The organism is Streptomyces sp. NPDC002490 (genome assembly GCF_040296045.1).
Taxonomy (GTDB): Bacteria; Actinomycetota; Actinomycetes; order Streptomycetales; family Streptomycetaceae; genus Streptomyces.
The window spans coordinates 1-1,868 of sequence record NZ_JBEOWM010000126.1 but is presented as its reverse complement, the minus strand read 5'-3'; the positions used below and the strand labels follow the sequence as shown (position 1 = coordinate 1,868).

2 protein-coding genes are annotated in these 1,868 nt (G+C 65.0%); both read right to left on the bottom strand.

Annotation, left to right across the window (positions count from 1 at the left end):
• Nucleotides 1-309: 309 nt before the first annotated feature.
• Nucleotides 310-876, bottom strand: coding sequence for a PIN domain-containing protein (locus ABT092_RS30875; RefSeq protein ID WP_351249814.1), 567 nt, complete (start codon nucleotides 874-876; stop codon nucleotides 310-312).
• Between the two features lies 1 nt (nucleotide 877).
• Nucleotides 878-1,342, bottom strand: a complete 465-nt coding sequence (locus ABT092_RS30870) for an excisionase family DNA-binding protein (RefSeq protein ID WP_351249812.1) — start codon at nucleotides 1,340-1,342, stop codon at nucleotides 878-880.
• Between the last annotated feature and the right edge of the window lie 526 nt (nucleotides 1,343-1,868).

The following is a 1,868-nucleotide window of genomic DNA, read 5'->3' as shown; positions in this document are numbered from 1 at the left end:
CGCGCAAGAAAACGCTCCCGCAACCCCGCAAGATCATCGCGTCCAACAGCCACGGTCCTCGCAACTCCCACAGATCGCGGGTGTTGCGAGGACCGTTAGAACCCAAGGGGAACCTCAACGGTCCGGGCCTTCGTCGTTTCCCCCACAGTCGCCCCTCGACCATCTCGGCGGCCCACCGGGGCAACGGCGTGGTGCGCGACATGGAGCTTGTCCCCCCAGAGTTGCCAAGCATCGTCCCGGCTCCTGTGCGAGTGAGTGCGGGAAGGCCCCGGCCAGCATCTGCTGGCCGGGGCCCATGGACTTGGCTCGTCAGGTGCTCTCGACAGGTCCGCTTCGGAGCATGCTCACTGATCCGATCAGTTGGGATCTCTCCAACTGGCCCAGCACATCGTCGAACGTGGCCGGCTCCCGTCGCCGACTACCCGCAATCTCCATGACGCAGCCGTAGACCACACGGTCGTCCAAATCGATCAAGTCCATGACGAAGGCGTCGGCGGTCTTCTGCTCGATGCCCCACTCCGCCACGTACTCGGACGGGAAATCCTTGCTGTTGTCGGTGACGATCACTTGCGCGCCGGCCCTGATCGCCGCCGCGAGGACGTGACGGTCGTTCGGATCGGGGAGCTTGAGCCCGTCAATCAGAGGCTCGTAGCCGGTGACGATGCAGTCCCGCACAGCTGCGTTCATGCGGCGCCGCAGCTCCGCACGCCTCTCGTCGTCTCCGATGTCGTTGCGGCGGAGTGCAGCTTCCACCTCGTCGAGGATCTGCTCGGTCCACTTGGCTTGGACGATCCCGTGCCGAGCCAGACGGATGAGCAGATCCCGCGCAGTGTTCGGGTAGAGCACGTTCGAGTCGTACAGAACGATGAAGGCCATGTCAGAGCAGCCCCAGCTCCTCGTCGAGGGCCGTGAGCGAGTCGGCTGCGTCCTTACGTTCGCGGTCGTCTCTCCGCTTGTACTCCATGACATCGTTGAACTTGATGCGCCGATGGCGCCCGACCCGTTCGAAGGGGATGTCTCCCTTCTCCAGGAGACCGATCAGGTAGGGCCTGGAAACGTTGAGCATGTCGGCGGCGACCTGGGTAGACACGATGGCATTGACTGGCATGATCTGCACGCCTTGCCCGTTCGCCAGGGCGGCGAGCATGGCGGCGAACATCTCGACCGTGGGGCGCGGCAGCACGAGAGGATCGTCGGTGCCGACCTCACCGACGATGGTGATGTCTGCGGTGGCGTCCGTGTTGTGCGCGAGGTAGTCACGGACCCTACGCAGCGCCCGTTCGGCCCTTTGCGCGTCCACGGTGCCCGGCGCGATCTTCCGGCCTTCTGTGGTGGTTGCCATAGTCGAACCTCCTAGCTTCCCAGCGTAGTCGCAGCATCCGAATTATTCGAAATATTCGCAACACTTTCCCGGATAACGATTCGGCGAACCGCCGGCTACTGTCGGTTCACTCGATCAGGGGAGCGACGGCTACCCCCGGGCCACGCCACTCTGGTCGGGCTGCAGCCGACGGGGGACCGGGCCGACGCCTGCGACAGGGGCGGACGCTCCCCCAAGGGCCGCCTGGACGCTTGGTCTCGTTCACCCCCGTCCAACCGGGTCCAGCCGCTGCCCAGCGGTTCACTCCACCGCAGGTCAGGACAGCCGCGAACCCCGACGGACACCGTTGGAGGCACTTGGAAAGCGTGTTGGGGGGCAACCCTCACGCGTTCGAATCTCGCATCCTCCGCCAGTGCCTCACCGGGAACTCACGTCGAAGGGCCCCGACCACGCTTGGGTTCTATCGGTCCTCGCAACACCCGCGATCTGTGGGAGTTGCGAGGACCGTGGGCGTTGGGCGGGATGATCTTGCGGGGTTGGGGGAGCG